This window comes from Amycolatopsis sp. lyj-346 (assembly GCF_046548975.1).
Taxonomy (GTDB): Bacteria; Actinomycetota; Actinomycetes; order Mycobacteriales; family Pseudonocardiaceae; genus Amycolatopsis.
Genome location: NZ_JAJPWT010000018.1, coordinates 16,374 through 37,241 on the forward strand (window position 1 = coordinate 16,374; position 20,868 = coordinate 37,241).

Annotated in this window: 17 protein-coding genes; 13 read left to right on the forward strand and 4 right to left on the reverse strand. The window is 72.9% G+C overall.

Features of this window, described 5'->3' with window-relative positions:
- Window positions 1-21: 21 nt before the first annotated feature.
- The 5 genes from ACLJQE_RS36815 to ACLJQE_RS36835 all read left to right on the forward strand — a co-directional run bounded on the left by ACLJQE_RS36815 (window position 22) and on the right by ACLJQE_RS36835 (window position 6,368).
- Window positions 22-1,086: a sugar ABC transporter substrate-binding protein gene (locus tag ACLJQE_RS36815; protein ID WP_410644193.1), complete on the forward strand. Its 1,065-nt coding sequence runs from the start codon at window positions 22-24 to the stop codon at window positions 1,084-1,086.
- 23 nt (window positions 1,087-1,109) lie between these two features.
- On the forward strand, window positions 1,110-2,609 hold the full coding sequence (locus ACLJQE_RS36820; protein WP_410644194.1) for a sugar ABC transporter ATP-binding protein: 1,500 nt from the start codon (window positions 1,110-1,112) through the stop codon (window positions 2,607-2,609).
- Entirely contained in the window at window positions 2,602-3,621 is a 1,020-nt protein-coding gene (locus tag ACLJQE_RS36825) for an ABC transporter permease (RefSeq protein WP_410644195.1), read from the forward strand. Before ACLJQE_RS36820 ends, ACLJQE_RS36825 begins: the two co-directional genes overlap by 8 nt.
- Before the next feature lie 109 nt (window positions 3,622-3,730).
- Window positions 3,731-4,090: an aldo/keto reductase gene (locus tag ACLJQE_RS36830; RefSeq protein WP_410644196.1), complete on the forward strand. Its 360-nt coding sequence runs from the start codon at window positions 3,731-3,733 to the stop codon at window positions 4,088-4,090.
- 25 nt (window positions 4,091-4,115) lie between these two features.
- On the forward strand, window positions 4,116-6,368 hold the full coding sequence (locus ACLJQE_RS36835; RefSeq protein ID WP_410644197.1) for an alpha-L-fucosidase: 2,253 nt from the start codon (window positions 4,116-4,118) through the stop codon (window positions 6,366-6,368).
- 46 nt (window positions 6,369-6,414) lie between these two features.
- Here the strand turns inward: ACLJQE_RS36835 and ACLJQE_RS36840 are convergent, their stop codons facing one another.
- From ACLJQE_RS36840 to ACLJQE_RS36855, 4 genes are all read right to left on the reverse strand, one after another.
- Window positions 6,415-7,128 carry a FadR/GntR family transcriptional regulator gene (locus tag ACLJQE_RS36840; RefSeq protein ID WP_410644198.1) on the reverse strand — a complete coding sequence of 238 codons (714 nt, stop codon included), beginning with the start codon at window positions 7,126-7,128 and terminating at the stop codon, window positions 6,415-6,417.
- 155 nt (window positions 7,129-7,283) lie between these two features.
- Complete coding sequence (locus ACLJQE_RS36845; protein ID WP_410644199.1) at window positions 7,284-8,267, reverse strand: hypothetical protein; 984 nt, start codon at window positions 8,265-8,267, stop codon at window positions 7,284-7,286.
- Between the two features lie 91 nt (window positions 8,268-8,358).
- On the reverse strand, window positions 8,359-9,978 hold the full coding sequence (locus tag ACLJQE_RS36850) for a thiamine pyrophosphate-binding protein (RefSeq protein WP_410644201.1): 1,620 nt from the start codon (window positions 9,976-9,978) through the stop codon (window positions 8,359-8,361).
- Window positions 9,975-10,748: a cyclase family protein gene (locus tag ACLJQE_RS36855; RefSeq protein WP_410644202.1), complete on the reverse strand. Its 774-nt coding sequence runs from the start codon at window positions 10,746-10,748 to the stop codon at window positions 9,975-9,977. The genes ACLJQE_RS36850 and ACLJQE_RS36855 overlap by 4 nt, the downstream gene beginning before the upstream one ends.
- 109 nt (window positions 10,749-10,857) lie before the next feature.
- Between ACLJQE_RS36855 and ACLJQE_RS36860 the strand changes: the two genes are divergently transcribed.
- The 8 genes from ACLJQE_RS36860 to ACLJQE_RS36895 all read left to right on the forward strand — a co-directional run bounded on the left by ACLJQE_RS36860 (window position 10,858) and on the right by ACLJQE_RS36895 (window position 20,854).
- A complete protein-coding gene (locus ACLJQE_RS36860) occupies window positions 10,858-11,253 on the forward strand; it encodes a GntR family transcriptional regulator (protein ID WP_410644203.1) in 396 nt (131 codons plus the stop codon).
- A 10-nt stretch (window positions 11,254-11,263) separates the two neighbouring features.
- Window positions 11,264-12,148, forward strand: coding sequence for an ABC transporter ATP-binding protein (locus tag ACLJQE_RS36865; protein WP_410644205.1), 885 nt, complete (start codon window positions 11,264-11,266; stop codon window positions 12,146-12,148).
- A complete protein-coding gene (locus ACLJQE_RS36870; RefSeq protein ID WP_410644206.1) occupies window positions 12,145-13,116 on the forward strand; it encodes an ABC transporter permease in 972 nt (323 codons plus the stop codon). Before ACLJQE_RS36865 ends, ACLJQE_RS36870 begins: the two co-directional genes overlap by 4 nt.
- Before the next feature lie 225 nt (window positions 13,117-13,341).
- Window positions 13,342-14,811 (forward strand): trypsin-like peptidase domain-containing protein, encoded by a 1,470-nt coding sequence (locus tag ACLJQE_RS36875; RefSeq protein WP_410644207.1) that lies wholly within the window; start codon window positions 13,342-13,344, stop codon window positions 14,809-14,811.
- On the forward strand, window positions 14,808-17,009 hold the full coding sequence (locus ACLJQE_RS36880; RefSeq protein ID WP_410644208.1) for a tetratricopeptide repeat protein: 2,202 nt from the start codon (window positions 14,808-14,810) through the stop codon (window positions 17,007-17,009). The genes ACLJQE_RS36875 and ACLJQE_RS36880 overlap by 4 nt, the downstream gene beginning before the upstream one ends.
- 4 nt (window positions 17,010-17,013) lie before the next feature.
- A complete protein-coding gene (locus ACLJQE_RS36885) occupies window positions 17,014-18,444 on the forward strand; it encodes a VWA domain-containing protein (RefSeq protein ID WP_410644209.1) in 1,431 nt (476 codons plus the stop codon).
- Window positions 18,441-19,565, forward strand: coding sequence for a hypothetical protein (locus tag ACLJQE_RS36890; RefSeq protein ID WP_410644210.1), 1,125 nt, complete (start codon window positions 18,441-18,443; stop codon window positions 19,563-19,565). Before ACLJQE_RS36885 ends, ACLJQE_RS36890 begins: the two co-directional genes overlap by 4 nt.
- Entirely contained in the window at window positions 19,565-20,854 is a 1,290-nt protein-coding gene (locus ACLJQE_RS36895) for an ABC transporter substrate-binding protein (RefSeq protein ID WP_410644388.1), read from the forward strand. Before ACLJQE_RS36890 ends, ACLJQE_RS36895 begins: the two co-directional genes overlap by 1 nt.
- Window positions 20,855-20,868: the final 14 nt, after the last annotated feature.

Sequence of the window (20,868 nt, forward strand, 5' to 3'; positions counted from 1 at the left end):
ACCCGGCAACGAGGAGAGGTCATGAAGTTCCAGCACCTGCGCGTCACCGCGGTCGTCACCGCCGGCGTCCTGACCGCGGCCGCACTGGCCGGATGCAGTGGCGGCGGCTCGACCGGCGCTTCGGGGGGCACCGTCGTGGGGGTCGACTACCCGCGCTCGGACACCGACTTCTGGAACGCCTACATCAAGTACGTGCCCCAGTTCGCCGGGGAGCTCGGCCTCGACCTCAAGACCACGAACTCGCAGAACGACGTGGCCACGCTGACGGCCAACGTGCAGACGATGATCAGCCAGGGCGTCAAGGGCGTGGTGATGGCGCCGCAGGACACCGCGGCGATCATCCCGACGCTGCAGCAGCTGGCGGGCAAGAAGATCCCGGTCGTGTCCGTCGACACCCGGCCCGACCAGGGCAACGTCTACATGGTCGTCCGGGCCGACAACCGCGCCTACGGCGAGAAGGCCTGCCGCTTCCTCGGGGCCAAGCTCGGCGGCAACGGCAAGGTCGTCATGCTGCAGGGCGACCTCGCGTCGATCAACGGCCGGGACCGCACCGAGGCGTTCAACGACTGCATGAAGAAGGACTTCCCGGGCATCACGGTGTTCGGCGAGGCCACCAACTGGGACGCCGGCACGGCCGCCCAGAAGCTGCAGACCCGGCTGACCGCGAACCCGGACATCAAGGGCGTCTACATGCAGTCCAGCTTCGCGCTGTCCGGCACGCTGCAGCTGCTCAAGCAGCGCGGCCTGTCGGTCCCGGCGAGCGATCCGAAGCACGTGTTCATCGTCTCCAACGACGGCATCCCCGAGGAACTCGCCAAGATCCGGGCGGGGGAAATGGACGCGACCGTTTCGCAGCCGGCGGACCTGTTCGCCAAGTACGCCCTGCAGTACGTCAAGGACGCGATCGCCGGGAAGACGCCGGTGCCGGGCCGGACCGACCACGACAGCACCATCATCCAGGTCCGCGACGGCCTGATGGAGGACCAGCTGGCCGCGCCGCTGGTCACCGCGGACGGCGGGACCTTCGGGCCGGTGCGCAGCGTCAAGGTCGACGACCAGTCCCTGTGGGGCAACAGCAAGAGCTGACGCGCCGCGGAGAGGGAGCGAACATGAGCACCGTCCCGGTCGTCGAGGCCCGCGGCGTGGTCAAGCGCTACGGCGCCACGGTCGCACTGGACCACGCCGACCTGACCGTCCTGCCCGGACAAACGCACGCGCTGGTCGGCCGCAACGGGGCCGGCAAGTCGACGCTGGTGTCCGTCCTCACCGGACTGACCCAGCCGGACGCCGGAACCGTGCGGCTGAACGGGGAACCGGCCCCGGCGCCGTCCGACCGGGACGCCTGGCGGGCCCGGGTGGCCTGCGTGTACCAGCGGTCGACGATCATCCCCGAGCTGTCGGTGGCGGAGAACCTGTTCCTCAACCGGCAGGAGACCCGCGGCGGGTTCGTCCGCTGGGCGGCGCTGCGCCGGTCGGCCGCCGCCCTGCTCGAACGCTGGTCGGTGGACGTCGACGTGCACCGGCCGGCCCGCGAGCTGAGCGTCGAGCAGCGGCAGTTCGTCGAGATCGCGCGGGCGCTGTCGTTCGGCGCCCGGTTCGTCATCCTCGACGAGCCGACCGCGCAGCTCGACGGGGCCGCCATCACCCGGCTGTTCGGGCACATCGCCGAACTGCAGCGGCAGGGCGTCACCTTCCTGTTCATCAGCCACCACCTGCAGGAGGTGTACGAAATCTGCGACGCGGTGACGGTGTACCGGGACGCCCGGCACGTCCTCACCGCGCCGGTCGCCGAGCTGCCGAAGGCCGAGCTCGTGGCGGCGATGACCGGCGAAAACGCCGTCGCGGTGCAGGAGCGGACGTCGTCGGCCCGGCACGGTGCCGAACCCGTGCTCCGGGTGGAGGACCTGTGCCTCGCCCCGTACTTCGAGGACGTGTCGTTCGACGTCGCACCGGGGGAGATCGTCGGGCTGGCCGGGTCGGGCGGCAGCGGCAAGACCGAGCTCGCCGAGGCGCTGGCCGGGCTGCGCAGACCCACCACCGGCACGGTCTCCGTCGAGGACCGGCGGCCCCGGCCCGGCGACGTCCCGTCGGCGCTGGCCGCGGGCGTCGGGTTCGTCCCGGAAGACCGCCACCGCCAGGGTTTCGTGCCAGAGATGTCCATTGCGGACAACACCACGATGAGCGTCATGGACCGGCTCGGCCCCGGCATCTTCGTCCGGTCCGGCCTGCGCGACCGGCTCGCCGGCCGGCTGATCACGCGGCTGGCGGTGAAGACCCCCGGTCCCGCCCTGCCGGTGTCGGCGCTGTCCGGCGGCAACCAGCAGAAGGTCGTCATGGCCAGGGCACTGGCCGGCGAGCCGCGCCTGCTCGTGCTGATCACCCCCACCGCCGGGGTCGACGTGCGGTCGAAGGAGTTCCTCCTGGGCAAGGTCGCGGAGGCCGCCGCGGCGGGCACCGCGGTGCTGATCGCCTCGGACGAGCTGGACGACCTGCGCCTGTGCGACCGGCTGCTGGTCGTGGTCCACGGCCACGTCGCCACCGAATTGCCCGCAGGCTGGCAGGACCGCGAGGTCGTGGCCGCCATGGAAGGAGTCGACCTCGATGCCTGAAAGCCCCGCCGCGGTGGGCCTCCCGCCGCGGACCGGATCTCCCGCCGCACCCCGGCGGATCGCGCTGGCCCGGCTGCGCGACTTCGCGCTGGTGCCCGGGATCATCGCGATCGCCGTCGTCGGCCAGCTGGTGAACCCGGTGTTCCTCCAGTACGACAACGTGATCAACATCCTGCAGACGATGTCGGAGATCGCCCTGCTGGTGCTCGCCCAGACGATGGTCCTGGTCGTGGGCAAGATGGACCTCTCGCTGGAGTCGACGTTCGGGCTGGCGCCGGGCGTGGCGGCCTGGCTGACGATCGGCGGCGGCCATTCGCTCGGGCTGCTGCCGTCGTGGACCGCCGTGCCGGTGGTGCTCCTGGTCGGCGTGGTGGTGGGGGCGCTCAACGCCCTGCTGATCGTCCGGTTCGGGCTGAGCGGGTTCGTGGTCACCCTCGGCATGCTGATCGTGCTGCGCGGCCTGCTCACCGGGATCTCCGGCGGCCAGACCTTCTTCGGCCTGCCCGATTCGCTGCTCTACCTCGGCACCACGCTCTGGGCCGGGATCCCCGCCTCCATCTGGATCTGCGTGCTGCTGTTCGCCGGCGGGATCGTCCTGCTCGGCTACACCCGGTTCGGCCGCAGCCTGTATGCGATCGGTGGCAACGAGGACGCGGCGAAGGCCGCGGGCATCCGGACCGATCGCATCGTGTGGATCGTGCTGATCGGGGCCGGCCTGCTGGCCGCGCTCGGCGGGCTGCTGCTTTCCGGGCGGCTCGCCTCGGTGGCCGCGGCGCAGGGCAACGGCTACATCTTCACGGTGTTCGCCGCCGCCGTGATCGGCGGGGTGAGCCTGAACGGCGGCCGCGGCACGCTGTTCGGCGCGTTCACCGGCATCCTGCTGCTGTACATGATCCAGAACGTGCTGACCCTGGCCGGCGTGCCTGCCCAGTGGATCGGCGCGCTCAACGGCGCGATCATCCTCATCGCGCTGGTGATGTCCCGCATCACCAGCGGCAAGCGGCAGACCTGAGGGCGGATCTCGGCGTGGGCACCGCGGGCTTGGGCAACGTCTTCGGGGAGATCGACGACGAGGCCGGGCACTGGCGCGGCCGGCGTTGTGCCGGCTGCGCGACGAAGGCGTGGTCTCCGCGATCGGCGTCGGGATGAACCAGTGGGAGATGCCCGCCCGGTTCGTCGAGCGGCTCGACGTCGACGTCGTGCTGGGCGGGGGTGTTCAACTCCGGCCTGCTCATCGGTCCCCGCCCGGGTGCCTGGTTCCGGCGCCGGCGGACCTGCTGGCCCGCGCGCAGCGCATGCGGGAGATCGCCGCTTCGGCGGGGTACGACCTGGCCGCGTGTGCGTTCGCGTTCGCCGCTGCGCACCCCGCCGTCACCTCCGTCCTGGTCGGCGCCACGAGCGCCGGCCAGGTACAGGCGAACCTCCGTGCCTTCCGACGTGAGGTACCGCCGGATCTGTTGCATCGATTGGTTTCCGGTTAGCTCCCCATCACCCCAGAGGAGTGCAATGACGCCCCCTGCCCAAAATCCGTTCTCCCGGCGGCAGTTCGGCGCCCTTGCGGCCGCCGGGCTCGCCGCAGCAGCCGTGCCGCCCGCGCTGGCCGGCCCGGCGGCCGCCGCGCCGCGCGAGTGCTACGAGCCCACCTGGCCGTCGGTCGACCGGCACCCGCCCGCGCCGGAGTGGTTCCAGGACGCGAAGTTCGGCATCTACTGGCACTGGGGCGCCTTCACCACTCCGGAGTTCGGCAGCGAGTGGTACGGCCGCAACATGTACATCCCGGACAGCGGCGAGAACAAGCACCACAAGGCGACCTACGGCGACCCTGCGGTGTGGGGCTACGACCGGTTCATCGACGGCGGCACCGATGCGGCCGGGAACCACGTGCAGTTCGCGCCGAAGCTGGTCTCCCGGGGCGGGCAGTTCGACCCGGAGGAATGGGCGCGGGTCGTCAAGGCGTCCGGGGCGAAGTTCGCCGGCCCGGTCGCCGAGCACCACGACGGGTTCTCGATGTGGGACAGCAAGGTCAACGAGTGGAACTCGGTGGCCCGCGGGCCGCGGCTGAACCTGCTGGACCTGTTCGGCAAGGCCATCCGCGGCCAGGGCCTCAAGCTGCTGGTCGCGATGCACCACGCGTTCAACTACAACGGCTTCTACGACTTCGCCCCGCCGCAGACCACCCCGAGCCTGCGCAAGCTGTACGGCCAGCTACCGCGCGCCGAGGAGGACGCGCTGTGGCTGGCCAAGCTCAAGGAGGTGATCGACCGCGCGAAGCCCGACATCCTCTGGCAGGACTTCTCGCTGAACTCGCCCGGCTACTGCATCAACAGCGGCCCGTGCGCGGTGGGGGAGCAGCAGCGCCTCGAATTCCTGGCCTGCTACTACAACCAGGCGCAGAAGTGGGGCAAGGACGTCGTCTCGACGTTCAAGCACTTCGACCACGGGTTCAACACGAACGGCGAGGTCGCCGACTACGAACGCGGCGGCCCGGCCGACATCGTCACCCCGTACTGGCTCACCGACGACGCGATCAGCAGCAGCAGCTGGAGCTACACCCGGGGCATCGGCTACTACTCCAGCACGCAGATGATCCACGCGCTGATCGACCGGGTCAGCAAGGGCGGCAACATGCTGCTCAACATCTCCCCGACGCTGGAGGGCACGATCCCGGCCGAGCAGCGGGCCGTGCTCGCCGACTTCGGCACCTACCTCGGGCGTGTCGGCGAGTCGATCTATTCGACGCGCGTCTGGGACGTCTACGGCGAAGGCCCGACCAAGATGGGCGGCGGCTCGTTCGTCGCGCCGAAGGTGGGCACGGCCAAGGACTTCCGGTTCACGCGCGACAAGGCAGGCCGCGTGCTCTACGCGACCGTGCTGGCCTGGCCCGGGGCCACGGCGGACCTCACCACGTTGTCCGGCAAGCGGATCGACCTGAGCAGCCTGCGGCGCGTCGAACTGCTCGGTGCTCCCGGCGCGCTGAAATACACCCAGGACGCCGGTGCTCTGCACGTCACCCTGCCGGCGGCGAAGCCGTACGAATCACCCGCCTACGTGCTGAAGCTGACGTTCGCGGGCAAGATCCCGGTCGTCGGACCGGCGACCGGCGCGAAGGTGTACGCGGATCGCAACTACGGCGGTGCGAGCGCGGCGCTGGGCGTCGGCAGCTATACGGCGGCGCAGCTGAAGGCCGTGCTGCCGAAACTCGTTTCCGCGATCTGGCCCGGGGATGGCTACCAGGCCCTCGGCTACCCGGCCGACGACTTCACCGGCCCCCCGGGCAAGTTCCTCGTGGCCACGCCGGACGTGCGGGCGTCCGCGATTGTTTCGATGCGCGTGACGTTCGACCCGGCCCGGTGGTTCCGCATCGTCAACGTCACCAGCGGACTGGCCGTCGACGGCGGGGGAGCGGTCGCGGCGGGCAGCAAGTTGAAGGTCTGGACGCCGGATGACAGCACGAACCTCCAGTTCGGCATCGAGGACACCGACGCCGGATTCGTCAAGCTGACCAATCGCACCAACGGCCTGGTGATCGACGGGGCCGGAGCGACGACGGCGGGCGGCAATCCGGTGCAGTCGGCCTACACCGGCGCCGCGAGCCAGCAGTGGTCGATCACCGACACCGGTGGCGGCGTCTTCGTGATCGCGAACCGGGCCGGTGGGCTGGTCCTCGACGGCGGCGGGAGCGTGCCTTCGGGCTCCCCGCTCAAGGTGTGGTCCGACGACGGCAGCCCCAACCTCCGCTGGGTGCTCTCCGTCGGTTGAGATGTCTCTGCCTGGCGGATTTCCGGGCGCCGTGACCGGTCTCCGGTCACGGCGCTCCGCCGTCGAGCTCCCGGCCGTCGGCCAGGTGCGCGCGCAGCCAGCGTTCGGACGTGTCGACGTGCATCAGCGCGGCCGCGGTGGCCACCGCCGGGTCGCGGTCGGCGAGCGCGTCGTAGATGGCCTTGTGCTGCGCCAGCGTCACGTGGGTCGCGCCGCGTTCGACGGTGCCGCGCCAGATCCGCGCGCGCAGGGTCCGCGAGGAGATCCCGTCCAGCAGCGCGGTGAGGGTTTCGTTGCCCGTCGCGGTGACGACCGCCCGGTGGAAGGCGGCGTCGAGCACGGTGAGGCGTTCGACGTCCTCGACCGCCTCGTGCATCGCGTCGAGCAGCTCGCCGACCGCCCGGAGCTGCGCGTCGGTGATGCGGGTGGCGGCCAGGCCGGTCGCCGCCGGTTCGAGGAGCCGGCGCACCTCGGTGAGTTCGAGGACGCTGCCGCCCTGCATGAGCGCCACCGCGTTGCCGAGGCCTTCCAGGAGCAGGCTCGGCGCGAGGCTGGTGACGTACGTGCCGTCGCCGCGGCGGACTTCGAGTACCCTGGCCAGCTCGAGCGCCTTCACGGCTTCCCGGGTGGGGCTGCGGGAAATCCCCAGCTCGGTGGCCAGTTCGTGTTCGGCGGGCAGCTTGGAGCCCGCCGGGAACCGGCCGGACCGGACGAACTCCCGGATCCGGTCGATCGCTTCGTCGGTCAACGACCTCGCCATGGCCCTCCTCGTGCTCGTCGTCACTTTAGCGGTCATATGATGTATGTCCGCGAAGGAGGCGCCCGCGTCCCCGGATCGTGGCCAATTCGACTGAATCAAAGGTAAGACATGTGATGTCTTGGGCTCTGAGTCGTGGTCGGTCGGAACCGGCCGGCTCAGCCGCGAAGCAGGACGCCCGACCGACGTTCCCGCTCGAAGAACGTCTCCGGCCACTCGATGGAGTCCGGCGGTGCGTCGATCGCCGCGGCTCGGCGGCGGAGCTCGGCCAGGTACGCCGTGTCCAGGACCGCCCGGGCCGACAACGGCTCGCGCAGCAGCAGATCCGCCGGGCCCTCGTAGAGGTACGCATCCACGCCCGGATAGCCACGCGTGCCCGGCGGGTAGTCGCGGTTGACTGGGAAGTACGTCGTCTCCAGCGAGCCCAGCCAGGAACCCTTCATCGGCACCAAGGCCGGCCACGAGCCCAGCCGCTGCTCGAGGCGCGCGTTGTCCGTGGTGAATCCCCGGTGGTCCGCGATGACGTACGCCGCCCCGGGGTACTCGCGTTCCAGCCGGGCCACCGCGCCGCTGCCGCCGTCGTGTGTCAGGTGGCCCAGGCCGAACAGCAGCAACGCCTTGCGGTTCCGCTGCAGCACCTGTGACTTCACCACCGCGGCGATCGAGGTGTCCCGGTCCAGGAACGGTTCCAGGTCCGCCGGTGTGTGGACGCGGCTCCAGTCGACCGGGGGATCGGTGGCCAGCACGCGGATCTTGCGCGAAGCGGGCAGGGTCGTGTTGACCTGGCGCACGAGGGCGAACAGCTGCTCGTAGAACGTCGAGAACCCGCAGCTCGGCTGCGTCGTTTCCCGCCACACCCTGCTGATGTCCGGAACCTCGGCCCCGGTGGTGTAGGCGTCCAGCAACGGCTGGAGCCGCGCGTTGCCGCACTTCACCGCGATGTCGTTCACCCGGGCCGGGAACCGCGGGTCGCGGATCAGGTCGAACACGAACGTCCCCACGTCCGGGCTGGACTTCGCCACGATCGCGTGGTCGTCGAACGCGGCGAGCACCGCCGCCGCCGGCTCGGGACGCTGCTGGCCCGCGTCCGCCGGCGGGGCGAGCAGCACGGCGGCCGCGAGCGCGGCCAGGAAGAGTCGCACGAGAGCTCCTCGGATAGTTCCCCCACTGTCCTACGACTGTAAGACAACTCGGCCAGCATCCCGGGCGGCCGGGACCGTTGTCAAGGCCGGGTCAGTGGCGGAACGCCTCCGCCAGCCACCACGATCCGCCGTCGTCGGCGATCTTGGCGTCGATCACCAGCGGTGCCGTGCGCGGGCCCGTGAGCCACTCGCGCACCGCCGTCAGATCCTCCGCCGAGCGCACCGTGACGCCCGTGCAGCCGAAGCCGCGCGCGATCGCGGCCAGGTCGGAGTCGGGGAAGCGGACCGTGGTCAGGTCGGCGTCGCCGAAGTGGTGGACCTCCGCGCCGTAGGCCGCGTCGTGGTAGACGATCACCACCAGCGGCAGGCCCAAGCGGACCGCGGTGTCCAGTTCGGACAGTGCCATGTGGAACCCGCCGTCGCCGGTGCCGAGGACCGGCAGGCGGTCCGGGCGGGCCAGCGCCGCCCCGATCGCCGTGCCGAGGCCGAGGCCGATGCTCTGGAACGCCTGCGTGAAGCAGAACCCCTGTTCGTCGGGCACCGACAGGTACGCGCTCGGGTAGCCCATGAAGTTGCCCGAGTCGATCGAGACGATCCGCTCGGCGGGCAGCAGCTCGTCCAGGAGCCTGCTCAGCGTCCGCGGGTCGATCCGGCCGCCGCCGGAGGAGTCTTCGTGCTCGACGTCGTTCCAGCGCCCGGCCGCGATCCGGGCCGCGACCTCGCCGGTGCGGTAACCCGGGTTCTCCCGCGTCAGCGCGAGCACGTCGACGGCAGTGCACGCGACGTCGCCGACGATGCCCAGGTCGATCGGGCGGTGCGCGCCGAGCGCGGCCTGCTCGACGTCGACCTGGACCAGCTTCGCGTGCGGGCTGAGCAGCTTGCCGTGGCGGGTCGTCCACGTGTTCAGCGCGCAGCCCCAGCCGACGACCAGGTCGGCGCCCACGATCAGCTCGGCCGCCGCCGGGGACGCGAAGCCGCCCGAGATGCCCAGCGCGAACGGGTCGTCGTGGAACAACCCGTGCGCGACGGCGGACGTCGCCAGCAGCGCGCCACACCGCGAAGCCAGCTCCCGCAGGGCATCCCGGCTGCCGCGGGCGCCGCGGCCGGCCACGAACACCGGCCGCTCGGCCGCCGCCAGCAGGTCCGCCAACGCGGTCACCGAAGCCGCGTCCGGGCGCACCGGAGCGGGGCCGGGGACCTCCGGCAGTGCGGGCAGGGGCGGCGCCGGCTGGGCCTGGACGTCGAGCGGCAGGTTCAGCACCACCGTCCGGCGCTGCTGGCGCGCGGTCCGGAACGCCCGCACGGTGTCGGCCACCGCGCTCGCGGCCGAGTGCACGCGTTCGGGCACCGCACCGACGGCCGCGGCCAGGCCGTCCTGGTCGATCCGGAAGTTCGACAGCACCGACGCGGCCGCGGAGTCGGCGGTGAGCACCAGCATCGGCGTCCGGCTCTTGGCCGCCTCGGTGATCCCGGTGACGGCGTTGGTCAGCCCGCAGCCCTGGTGCAGCGACAGCACCGAGACCCGCCCGCTGATCCGGGCGCAGGCGTCGGCCATGCTCGCCGCGCCGCCCTCGTGGCGGGCGGCGACGAACCGGACGCCGCCCGCCCGCAGCGCGTTGGTCACCTCGAAGTTGCCGCTGCCCACCACGCCGAACGCCGGGCCGGCGCCGAGGCCGGCCAGGGTCCGGCCGACGAGTTCGGCGACGTTCACCGCTCCACCAGGGCCAGCACGCGGGCCGGGCTGCCCGAGCCGCCGACGATCGGCAGGGGCGAGACGACCAGCAGCACTCCGGACGGCGGCAGCGTCGCCAGGTTCCGCAGCTGCGTGAGCCCGTGCTTCCCGGCACCCAGCAGCAGCTCGTGGCACGGGAACATCGGCTCGAGCCCGGGCGCCTGCCCGGCGTCGGTGCCGACCGTCTCGACGCCGAGCCCGGTGATCGGCGTTTCCTCGGCGAGCCACCGCGCGCACTCGGCCGAGACGCCGGGGGTGTGCGAGCCGGTTTCGTCGGCGTTGAGGAACTCCTCCTGGTCGCCGCTGCGCGCGTCCCAGCCGGTGCGGTAGAGCAGCCAGCCGCCGTCGGGCAGCGGCCCGTGCTCGGCCGTCCAGGCGCGGACGTCGTCGATCGAGAGCAGGAAGTCCGGGTCCTCGGCGGCCCGCGCCGAGAAGTCGAGCACGACCGCGGGTGCCACCAGGGTCTTCAGCGGCACCCGCGAGACGTCGTGACCGTCCTTTCCGGACACCCAGTGCACCGGGACGTCCAGGTGGGTGCCGGTGTGCTCCCCGGTGTGGATGTCGTTCCAGTACCACCGCGGGCCGCGCTCGTCGTAGCGGCTGATCTCCTCCAGCCGGAACGGGATGGTGTTGGCGAACGGCTCCGGCAGCCGCAGGACCGGCGTGCTCGAACTCAAGGGAGCGGTGAGGTCGACGATCTCGACCGCGCCGCCCGCGATCGCCTTGCCGAGTTCGTCCAGCAACGACATGCCTGCCTCCTGGTGCCGGGGTGCGGTGTCCGAGCCAGACCCTATTCCTTGACAGCGGTGCGCCGGGAGGTGTTGTCTTAATGTCGTAGGACAATAGGAGGGTGGGCAGGTGATCGAGTTCGTGCTCGACGGCCGTTCCCGGGTCGCCACGTACATGCAGCTCGTCGTCCAGGTGAAGCAGGCGCTGCGCGTCGGCCTGCTGCGGCCCGGCGACCAGCTGCCGAAGGTGCGGGACGTGGCCGAGGCGCTGGCGATCAACCCGAACACCGTGCTCAAGGCCTACCGCGAACTGGTGCTCGAGGGGCTGGCCGAAGGCCGCCCGGGGGTGGGCACGTTCGTCACCGGCAGCCTGGCCGGGCCCTCGCTCGGCCACCAGGCGCAGCTGCGCGAGGAGCTGGTGGCCTGGCTGGAGCGCGCCGAAACCGCGGGGATGTCGCCCGACGACATCGCCGCCCTCATCGAAACCACGATCCGCGGCACCCGGGTGCCGCACGACCTGCCGTAGGGAGACCGGAATGGAGCTGGCGGTGGAAGCCAGGGCGCTGGGCAAGCGCTACGGCCGCACCTGGGCGTTGCGCGACTGCGCGCTGGAGGTGCCTGCCGGGCGGATCGCCGCGCTGGTCGGCCCCAACGGCGCGGGGAAGACGACGCTGCTGCACCTGGCCGTCGGCCTGCTGAAACCCGACGCGGGCGAGGTGCGCGTCTTCGGACGGGAGCCGCGGTCCGCGTTGCCGGACATCGGGTTTGTCGCGCAGGACACCCCGCTCTACCGCGACTTCACCGCGGCGGAGCTGGTCACCATGGGCGGCAAGATCAACCGCCGCCGCTGGGACACCGCGCTGGCCCGCGACCGGCTGGCCATGCTCGGCATCCCGCCGGACAAGCCGGTGGGGAAGCTGTCCGGCGGGCAACGCGCCCAGGTGGCACTGGCCCTCGCGCTGGCCAAACGGCCGCGGCTGCTGCTGCTCGACGAACCCATCGCGAGCCTCGACCCGCTGGCGCGCCGCGAGTTCATGCAGACGCTGATGGGTGCGGTGGCCGAGAGCGAGACGACTGTGCTGCTGTCCTCGCACCTGCTCGCCGACCTCGAACGCAGCTGCGACCACCTGATCGTCCTGCAGCGGTCCCAGGTCCGGCTGGCCGGCCCGGTCGACGAGCTGCTCGCCGGCCACCGCACGCTCACCGGCCCGCGGGCCGGCAGCGAATCCATCGCCGGGGTGGCGGAGGTGGTCCGCGCCAGCCACACCGAACGCCAGTCGACGCTGCTGGTCCGCCGCGGCGACGGCCCGATCGATCCACTGTGGACGGAGCACGAAGTGACCCTGGAAGACGTGGTGCTGGCGCACCTCGCCGAAGCCGGGACCCGCGTCCCGGCGTCCGCGTGGGAGGTGCCGGCATGATCTGGCTGATCTGGCGCCAGCACCGCAAGCAGGCGCTGTTCACCCTGGCCGCGCTGGCCGCGCTCGGCGCGCTGATGGTGCCCACGGGCCTGGCGATGCACGCGAAGTACGACCGCCTCGGCCTGGGCGCCTGCCGGTCCACGCTCGGCAGCGCGTCGCTGATCACGCAGACCGAGGCGGTTTCGCGGTGCGGAAGCCTCGGCCACCAGTTCCAGCAGGAGTTCAGCGGCATGGTCTCCATCGCCGTGCTGTTCGTGGTCCTGCCGGTGCTGGTCGGCGTGTTCTTCGGCGCGCCGCTGGTCGCCCGCGAGATCGAGCAGGGCACCCACCGTCTGGTGTGGACGCAGGGGGTGAGCCGCCTCCAGTGGGCGGTGGCCAAGTTCGGCCTGGTCGGAGCGATGACCGTTGTGCTGTCCGTCGGGTACGCGCTGGGGGTGTCGTGGTGGTTCCGGCCGCTGGTGAGCGCGAGCACCGGCCGGCTGAGCTACCTCTCGTTCGACGTGCAGGGGATCGTCCCGATCGCGTACACGCTGTTCGCGCTGGCGCTGGGCGTCTTCGCCGGGACGTACTGGCGGAAGGTCCTGCCCGCCATGGCGATCGCCCTGGCCGGGTTCGCGGTGGTCCGCGTCGCGATCGAAGTCCTCGCCCGGCCGCGGTACCTGCCCGCGCAGAGCCTCACGTTCGCCCCGGCCGGCGGGCAGACGCCGAATCCGGCGTCGGGGAACTGGGTGCTGGACGTCGGTGTCCGCAACGCGGCCGGGGAGCTGGTGCTGCCGAACGCCCAGATCGGCCCGTGCCCGCCCGGCGGCTGCACCGGCAGCGAGGCCGGCCCCGGCGCGGTCAACTGGCTGCAGTACCAGCCGGGGGACCGGTTCTGGCTCTTCCAGGGCATCGAGACGGGCATCTTCGTGGTCCTCGCGGCGGCGCTGGTGTTCTTCGCCCTCCGCCGGCTGCGGACGATCGCCTGACCGGTGCCGTCCGGGATCGGGCACCGCCCACCGGAGACCGCCGTGAACCCGTGATTTCCCCACGGCCACGCGGAGTTCCGCGGCCGATCGGGTGATCTGCGGGGGTAAGCGGGCGAACCGGCCCCGGAGTGTCGGTGCCGGGTCGTAAGGTCGCACCCGGTGAGGGAGCACAACGGTTCTGCCGAGGGGCGCGCGGGGGACCCGGAACCGTGGCGAGTGTGTTTGGTGAACTCGTCGGGCCGGGCACTGGGCGCCGGGATGCTGCTGGGCGAATCCACGGTGCTCACCTGCGCGCACGTGGTGCAGGCCGCGGGGGAGGAAGCGCTTTCGGGAGCGCACGTGCTGGTCCGGTTCGTCGGCCTCGGCGGGATGCCGGAGACGCTCGCCACCGTGCGGCCGGGCTGTTGGGTGCCGCCGTCGGACGACGGCCGGGGCGACATCGCCCTGCTGGACCTCGCCGAAGCTTTCCCCCACGTGCCGGGCGCCCCGTTGGTGCGGCTCGGCGCGGTGCGCGACCGGGTGGTCCACACCTACGGCTTCCCGGCTCCGCACCGCTACGGCGTCTGGGTCAACAACGCCGAGCTGGCCGGCCCGGCCGGCGCCGCCGGCGAGTGGATCCAGCTCAACTCGCCGCTGCCCGGCGAGCGCGTCCGCCGTGGGTTCAGCGGCGCGGGCGTGATCGACAAGGCGACCGGTGCGGTGCTCGGCATGGTGGTCACCGAGTACACCGACGAACGCGCGGGGCTCGCCTACCTGATCCCGGTCGAGGTGCTCGTCCGGCACGTGCCGGACGTCGCCCGGTGGGTGGGCGAGCCGCCGCGGCCGTCGGCGGGCCCGCTGATCGTCGTCATCGGGGACCGCGACTCGGCCGTGCGGGACGGGTTCCTGACGCAGGTGCGCCGCGAGCGCCGGGGATCCCGGCCGGACCGGGTCCCCGGCGAGCGGCTCGTCGCGATCGTGGACGCGGCCGGCAAGACCACCGTCGAGGTGGCCGAGCACGTCAGCGCCGGGATCAGCACCGGAGAGGTGCTCACCGTGCTGCAGACGCACCCCGAGGACGTCGCGGTGGCGGTGACCGGCGTCGAAGACGCGCGGGCACCGGAGGAAGTGCTCACCGCGGTGGTGCGGCCGCTGGTGGACAAGGGAGCCACCGTGCTGGTCCAGTTCACCGGGCCCGACTCACCCGGCGTGCACCTGGCCCGGCGCTGGGAGAACGAGCGCAACGCGCGGCGCCTGGACCGGCTGGCGCTGCTGGTCGACATGGTGGAGCACGAGGAAGACCGCGCCCGCGAACAGGTCGCCCGGCTCGGCTCGCGGGCGGTGGTGCCCGGCAGCTCCGCGGATCTGCGCCTGCGGCTGGCCGCGCTGCGCTCGGCGGGTGAGCGGATCGAACCGGGCCGGGTGCGGCGGGCACTGGCGGCCACCGAACGGGTCGCGGAAGCGGCCCGGTGGGAGCTGGTCCGGTTGTCCGCCGAACTCGACGCGCTGGCCGCCCGGCACGACGAGTTGCACGGGCGGCTGCGCGGCTACAACGCCAAGGCGACCGACGCGGGCCTGATGGAGGACGAGGAACTGGCGGAGCTGTACCGGCCGGCCATGGCGGCGCTGGCCACGCGGCCGGACGAACCGGAGGCCGCGGCCGGGCTGGTCGAGCGGTACGTGCGGGCGGTCCGCCGCCGGCTGGAGGGCGCGTGACGACGGCGTGGTGCCACGGCCGTCCGGTCGGGCCGATCGGGTTCTGCGAGGTGTGCGGCCGCCGCCGGGTGCCCGCCGAGCCGCCGTCCACGTCCGCGCCCGCTCCGGAGAGCACCCGGCGCAGTGGTGAACTCGGGCGCAGCGTCGAGCTCTGGAGCGGCGAGGCGGACTTCCGGTCACTGCCCGCGGTCGAGGTGCCGGACCCGGAGAAGCTCGTCCTCGCCGACCCGGACTACCCCGAGCAGCACCGGTTCTGCGGCCACTGCGGGGAACCCGTCGGCCGCGCCTACGCCGGCGAACCGGCGTTCGCCGAGGGGTTCTGCGAAAACTGCGGCGACCGCTTCTCCTTCCTGCCCAAGCTGAAACGCGGCGAGCGAGTCGGCGACCGCTACGACGTCCTCGGCTGCTTCGCCCGGGGCGGGCTCGGCTGGGTGTACCTGGCCGCCGACACCGCGCTCTCCGGGCAGCACGTCGCCCTCAAGGGCGTGATCAACAGCGGCAACGCCGTGCTGCGGGCGATGGCGCGGGTCGAACGCGATGTGCTGGTCCGGCTCAACCACCCGAACATCGTGCGCATCAGCGATTTCGTCGAGCACGTGTCGCCCGGCGGCGACGGCGAACCGGACACCTACCTGGTGATGGAGTACGTCGGCGGCCGGTCGCTGCGGGACCTCCTGCAGCAGGGGCCGCCGCCGCGGGTGGAGCACGTGATCGTCTACGGCCGGGCGATCCTCGGCGCACTGGACTACCTCCACGGCGAAGGCCTGCTCTACTGCGACATGAAGCCGGAGAACGTGATCCACGGCGACAAGCGGGTCACGGTCATCGACCTCGGCGCGGCCCGCCCGCTCGGCGACCCGACCGGGCCGAGCGTCGGCACCGAAGGCTTCCAGGCACCGGCGCACGAGCTGGCCCGGCACGGCCTGACCGTGCGCTCGGACCTGCACACGGTGGGCCGGACGCTGCAGGTGCTGCTCGAAGCCGCGGCCGAAGACGCCGACCCGGACCGCGTCGCCGGCGGCCTGGACTCGCTGCACCGGGTGCTCGAACGGGCCGTCGCGCCGTTCGAGCGGCGGTTCGCCACCGCGGCCGAAATGGCCGAACAGCTCGACGGGGTGCGCCGGGAAATCCTTTCGCTGCGCGACGAACGGCCGCGGCCGGTGCCGTCGGCGCTGTTCGAGGACACCGCGGAACTGCTCGACGACGGCCTCGGCGCGGTGCCCGGCCTGGACCACTGGGTCGCCGGCGGACGTGCCGACGGCCCGCTGGACCTCGGCCTGCCCGGTGCCGCCGAGGGTGCAGGACGGCTGCCGATCCCGCGGGTCGCCCCCGAGGACGCCGCGGCCGGGTTCATCGCCGCCGCGGGCGCGTCCGGGCCGCACCGCTGGCTGGACAAGCTCGCGATGTTCGGCGAGCGCTCGGTGGAGATCGCGTTCGCCCGCACGCGGGCGCTGGTCGCGCTGGGCGACTCGGACGCCGCGGCCGCGGCACTGGCGAACGCCGAAGAGCAGCTCGGGGCCGAGGCCGCCCGCGACTGGCGGGCGGCGTGGCACCACGGGTTGCTGGCACTGGCCCGCGACGACGCCGAACAGGCGGCGGCCGCGTTCGACCGGGTGCACCGCAGCTGGCCCGGCGAGATCGCGCCGAAGCTGGCGCTCGGGTTCTGCGCCGAGCTGCGCGGGCAGACCGAGCGGGCCGAGCGCTGCTACCGCTCGGTGTGGCACCGCGACCACGGCCAGGTCAGCGCCGCCTTCGGCCTGGCCCGCTGCTCCCTGCGGACCCACGGCCGCGACACCGCGGTCGCCCTGCTCGACGCCGTGCCGCCGATCTCCCGCCACTACGACGCCGCGCGGATCGCGGCCGTGCGCATCCGGGCCGGCCGCCTGCCGTCCGGGCCACCGGACCGCGCCGGCTTCGCCGACGCGGCGCGGCGCCTGCCCGAGCTCTACCTCGACCGCGAGGCCCAGGACCGCTTGGAGGCACTGGTCCGCGAGGCCGCACTGGCCGGCCTGCCCGGGCTCGACGGCGGCCAAGCCTGGGACGGCGGCGCGCTGCTCGGCGAGCCCGTCACCGAGCGCGGCCTGCGATCGCTGCTGGAGGTGTCCTTGCGCCGCCTTGCGGAGCGGGCGCCGGACCGGAATGCCCACGGCGTGCTGGTCGATCTCGCCAACTCCGTCCGGCCGAAGACGAGAAGGTGATCGGATGCCCGAGCGGGACCGCCCGTCGTTCACCCTTCAGCTGAGCCAGAACAAGTACCTGGCGCCCGCCGACGACCGGATGGACGTCGTCCTCACCGTGCGGGTGGGCGATGCCGGTGTGCCCGCGGCCGGGCCGCCGCCGACCGCCGAACTGCTGCTGGTGGACTGCTCCAGCTCGATGGACTGGCCGCCGACGAAGATCGAGGCCGCGCGGCACGCCTGCCGGGCGGCCATCGGGTCGCTGCGGGACGGCGTGCTGTTCGGGGTGGTCGAATGCACCGGGCGCGCCCGGCTCGTGTACCCGTCCGAGCCGCCGCTGGCGGTGGCCGGCGAGCGGACCCGCCACGAGGCGAAGGCCGCGGCGTCGGCGCTGATCGCCGGGGGCGGCACGGCGATGAGCACGTGGCTGGACCTGGCCGGTGACCTGTTCGGGAAGACCCCGGCCGCCATCCGGCACGCCGTGCTGCTCACCGACGGCAAGAACGAGTCCGACCGCACGGGTGCGCTGGAAGCCGCGCTCGAGCGCAGCCGCGGCCGGTTCGCCTGTGACGCCCGGGGCATCGGTGACGACTGGGAACCGCGGGACCTGCAGCGCATCGCGTCCGTCCTGCGCGGCAGCGCGGACGCCGTCCTGGAGGACGCCGAACTCGCGGGCGACTTCCGGCGCCTGGTCGAGCGGGCGATGGGCCGGACGGTACCGGACCTGCGGCTGCGGCTGACCACGATGCCCTACACCAGGCTGCGGTTCGTCAAGCAGGTCTTCCCGACCGAGGTCGACCTGACCGCGCAGGGGCAGCCCGAAGGCCGGGTGTTCGAGCTGCCCACCGGGGCGTGGGGCGACGAACTGCGCGAGTACCACCTCTGCCTCGACGTCGAGACGGCCGAGCTGACGCGGTACGAGGACCGCTTGCTGGGCACCGTCGCCCTCTTCGCCGGTGCCGGCGAGGCGGTCGGCGAACCGCGGGCCGTCGTCGGCTACCTGACCGACGACCTGGCGCTCTCCAGCGTGCCGGACGACGACGTCGCCCGCGTCAGCGGGCAGGCCGAGCTGGGCCGCGCGGTCCGGGCGGGCTGGGACGCCTTCGAGCGCGACGACCGGGTGGCGGCGGCACGCGAATGGGGCACCGCGGTCCGCCTGGCGACCGAGCTGGGCAACGCGGAGATCCTCAAGCGCCTGGGCCGGCTGGTCGACGTGCGCGACGACGGCACGGTCGCGATCAAGGACGGCGTGCGCCCGCGCGACGGCTTTTCCCTGGTGCTCGGTTCGACCATCTCCACCTACACCGGTTCGGCGGAACCCGCCGCCGCCGTCGCCGTCGCGCCCGAAGCCGTCGGCGCGCCGCGCCAGTGTATCCACTGTGGACACAAGGCGCGGCCGTCGGCGAAGCGGTGCGGGCGCTGTGGTGAACCGTTCGAGGCCGGAGCGGCTTCGTGACCGCGACCAGCACGACCCGGCAGACCCTGTGGTGGCTGCGGCTGGGCCTGGTGGCCGGCAGTGTGCTGGTGCTGGGCACGGCCCTGGTGACCTTCCTCGGCGTGCGGGCCAGCATCGCCGAGGTGCGCGAGCGGACCGCGCCCGCGGTGCTCGAAGTGTCGCTGGCCAAGGGGGCGATCGTGGCCGCGCACGGCGCCGCGGTGGCCGCGTTCCAGGGCGGCCAGGCGACGCTGACCGGCCCCAGCGAGCAGTACGAGGACGAAATCGCCTTGGCCAGCCAGCAGCTCGCCCGGGTCGCCGAGCACAACGCGGCCGGGGATGCGGGCAGCCGGACGCTCCGGCTGATCGAAGGGCTGCTGCCGGCCTACAACGGCTTCATCGGCCAGGCCGACGCCCACTTCCGGCAGAACGGAGGCGGCCCGCTCGCCGCGAGCAACCTTTTGTCGGCGTCGGACCTGCTGACCGCACCGGAGAACGGCATCCTCGCGCGGCTCGACACCCTCGAAGCCGCCCAGCGGACCGCGCTCGACGACCAGCTCGGCGCCAACTGGCTGGACCCGGCGATCACGCTGCTCTGGGCGCTGCCGCTGGTGGTCCTGCTCGGCACGCTGGCGTGGACCCAGCGGTTCCTCGCCCGGCGGTTCCGGCGCACGGTGAACACCGCGCTGCTGGCCGCCACGGCGGCGTGCGTGCTGCTGGGCACGGGAACGGCGCTGCTGCTGGGCCTCCAGTCGGACGCGAGGCACAGCGGTGCCGCCTTGGAGCGGGTCGTGGACACGCGGTCCGCCGCCACCACGGCCGCCGCCGCCGGGGTGCAGTGGACGCTCGCCCAGGTGCTGGTCGCGCAGTGCCGTCCGGGTGGCGCGGCCGCCTGCGGTGACACGGTGGCCGCGCTCGCCGCCGTGACGACCGTCCCGCCCGCCGTTCCGGCCGGGCCACCGGAGGAGGTCGACGAGGCGGCGCTGCTGGGGCCGGGGCTCACCGAACCGGGCTGGAACGGGCTGCTCGGCTACGGGATCCCGGTACTGGCCGCCGGCATCGGCGTACTGGCGGTGACCGGCCTGCAACCCCGCCTCGACGAATACCGGTTCCGTGCGACGAGAGGCCGGAGAGAGCCGTGATGAAGCGATGCGCCGGCTTGGCGATGGCCGTCGTCCTGCTGCTGTCCGGGTGTTCGGCCGGGAGCGGCACGGAGGAGCTGACGGTGCTGGGGCCGTGGACCGGCGACGAGCAGCAGGCGTTCCTGCGGGTGCTCGACGGGTTCACCCGGGCGACCGGGATCGCCGTGAGCTACCAGGGCACCCGCGCGCAGAACCAGGTGCTGCGCGGGGACCTGCAGCAAGGCACCCCGCCCCACGTGGCGGTGCTGTCGAACCCCGCGGAACTCGCGGTCTACGTGCGCTCGGGCGACGTCAAGCCCCTGGACGGCGTTCTCGGCACCGAGACCACCGCGGCGTACAGCCCGCAGTGGCGGAAGCTGCAGCAGCTCGGCGCCGACGCCGTGTACGCGGTCGCGGTGAAGGCCGACCTGAAGAGCATCGTCTGGTACACACCGAAGTCGTTCCCCGGCCCGGTACCGTCCACATGGGACGAACTGGTGGCGGTGTCCCGGCGGATGGCCGCGGCCGGGCAGCGGCCGTGGTGCCTCGGCATGGGTGCCCCGCCGAACTCCGGGTTCCCCGGCACGGACTGGCTGGAGGACATCCTGCTGCACCGCGCCGGGCCGGAGGTCTACAGCAACTGGGCCGCCGGCCGGCTGGCGTGGACCGATCCGGCGGTGGCGGACGCGTGGCGGAGCTGGGGCACGCTGGTCCTGGAGCCGGGCGCGGTCCGCGGCGGCAGCACGGCGGCGCTGCTCACCTCGTTCGCCGACGCCGGCCGCGCGATGTTCGCCGATCCGCCCGGGTGCGTGCTGGAGCACCTCGGCTCGTTCGCGATCGGCGGGTACACCGCGGTCCGGCGCCCGGTCGGGCCCCCGGCCCCCGACCGGGACTTCCGGTTCTTCCCGTTCCCCGGTGCCGGCGGTGCCGGGCCGTCCGAGGTCTCGGCCGACCTCGCCGGGATGTTCCGCGACACCCCGGCCGCGCGCCGGCTCATGGTCTACCTGGCCGGGGCGGAGGGCCAGCGGATCTGGCCGTCCGGCGGGACGACGTTCTCGGTGCACCAGGGCCTCGTCGGGCAGGACGTCTACCGCAGCGACGTGACGCGGCGGATCGCGACGACCCTCGCCGGCGGTGCCACCCTGTGCTTCGACGCGTCGGACCTGATGCCCTCGGCGATGGCCAGCGCGTTCTACCAGGCGGTGCTGGAGTACCTGGCCCGCCCCGAGCGGCTGCCCACCCTCCTCGGGCAGCTGGAGCGGGTGCGCCGGAGCATCGGCGAGGAGCAGTGGCTCGACCTGCCGTGCTGAGGCGGCAAACCCTT